We start from the raw sequence: 1,922 nt of genomic DNA, 5'->3' as shown, positions 1-1,922 counted from the left end.
GGAGGCGGAACCAGTAGAAGCCGTGGCCGGCGAGGGTGAGGAGGTAGGGGAGTTCGCCGATGGCGGGGAAGCGGACGCCGCCGATGAGTTCGACAGGGTGGCGTCCGTTGAAGGTCTGGAGGTCGAGTTCGGTGGGCTGGGCGAAGCGGGAGAAGTTGTGGACGCACAGCACGAGGTCGTCCTTGTATTCCCGCAGGAAGGCGATGACGGCGGGGTTGGTGGACGGCAGTTCTGTGTAGGAGCCGAGGCCGAAGGCGGGGTTCTGTTTGCGGATCTCGATCATGCGGCGGGTCCAGTGGAGCAGGCTGGAGGGGTTGCTCATGGATGCTTCGACGTTGGTGACCTGGTAGCCGTGGACCGGGTCCATGATCGTGGGGAGGAAGAGGCGTCCGGGGTCGCAGGAGGAGAAGCCGGCGTTGCGGTCGGGGGTCCACTGCATGGGGGTGCGGACGGCGTCGCGGTCGCCGAGCCAGATGTTGTCGCCCATGCCGATCTCGTCGCCGTAGTAGAGGATCGGCGAGCCGGGCAGGGACAGGAGGAGGGCGGTGAAGAGTTCGATCTGGTTGCGGTCGTTGTCCAGGAGGGTGGCGAGGCGGCGGCGGATGCCGATGTTGGCGCGCATGCGGGGGTCTTTGGCGTATTCGGCATACATGTAGTCGCGTTCTTCGTCGGTGACCATTTCGAGGGTGAGCTCGTCGTGGTTGCGCAGGAAGATGCCCCACTGGCAGCCGGAGGGGATGGCCGGGGTTTTCGCCAGGATCTCCGAGACGGGGTAGCGGGATTCGCGGCGCACTGCCATGAAGATGCGTGGCATGACGGGGAAGTGGAAGGCCATGTGGCATTCGTCGCCGCCGGCGGTGTAGTCGCCGAAGTAGTCGACGACGTCTTCGGGCCATTGGTTGGCTTCGGCGAGCAGGACGGTGTCGGGGTAGTGGGCGTCGATCTCGGCGCGGACCTGTTTGAGGACCTGGTGGGTGGCGGGGAGGTTTTCGCAGTCGGTGCCCTCTTCGGCGAAGAGGTAGGGGACGGCGTCGAGGCGGAAGCCGTCGATGCCCAGGTCGAGCCAGAAGCGCAGGGCGGAGACGATTTCTTCGACGACGGCGGGGTTTTCGAAGTTGAGGTCGGGCTGGTGGGAGAAGAAGCGGTGGAAGTAGTACTGCTTGCGGATGGGGTCGAAGGTCCAGTTGGAGGCTTCGGTGTCGACGAAGATGATGCGGGCGTCGGCGTACTGCTGGTCGTCGTCGGCCCACATGTAGTAGTCGCCGTAGGGTCCGGTGGGGTCGTTGCGGGAGGCCTGGAACCAGGGGTGCTGGTCGCTGGTGTGGTTCATGACGAAGTCGATGATGACGCGCATGCCGCGTTGGTGGGCGGCGTCGACGAATTCCACGAAGTCGGCGAGGTCGCCGAATTCGGGCAGGACGGCGGTGTAGTCGGAGACGTCGTAGCCGCCGTCCCTGAGGGGGGACTGGAAGAAGGGGGGCAGCCACAGGCAGTCGACGCCGAGCCATTGGAGGTAGTCGAGTTTGGCGGTGAGGCCTTTGAGGTCGCCGATGCCGTCGCCGTTGCTGTCCTGGAAGGAGCGGACCAGGACTTCGTAGAAGACGGCGCGTTTGAACCATTCGGGGTCCCGGTCTTTGGCGGGGGTGTCCTCGAAGGTGTCCGGGACGGGTTCGTTGACGATCATGTGGGTGACCCTCCGGTGGGCGGTGAGGACGGTCGCAGGACGGTCAGTACGTGCGCGGCCCGGTGACCGGGCGTGAGGCGTACGTAGTTGGTCCTGCCCCAGGGGTAGATCTCGCCGGAGAGCTCGTCGCGCACCGGCAGTGACGCGTGCCAGTCGAGGCCGAGTCGTGGCATGTCCAACGAGATGGTGGCTTCCTGGGTGTGGTGGGGGTCGAGGTTCACGACCACCAGAACCGTGT

1 protein-coding gene and 1 pseudogene are annotated in these 1,922 nt (G+C 65.4%); both read right to left on the bottom strand.

Annotation, left to right across the window (positions count from 1 at the left end):
• A partial coding sequence (treS, locus tag C6Y14_RS43825) for a maltose alpha-D-glucosyltransferase (protein ID WP_107022513.1) occupies nt 1–1,684 on the bottom strand: 1,684 nt, incomplete at its 3' end.
• A pseudogene (locus C6Y14_RS43820) lies at nt 1,681–1,922 on the bottom strand (alpha-1,4-glucan--maltose-1-phosphate maltosyltransferase); the annotation flags it as partial. The gene treS and the pseudogene C6Y14_RS43820, both read right to left, overlap by 4 nt.

Origin of the sequence: Streptomyces dioscori (genome assembly GCF_003024195.1) — a bacterium.
Classification (GTDB): domain Bacteria; phylum Actinomycetota; class Actinomycetes; order Streptomycetales; family Streptomycetaceae; genus Streptomyces; species Streptomyces dioscori.
This window is presented reverse-complemented; position numbering and strand designations above follow the sequence as displayed.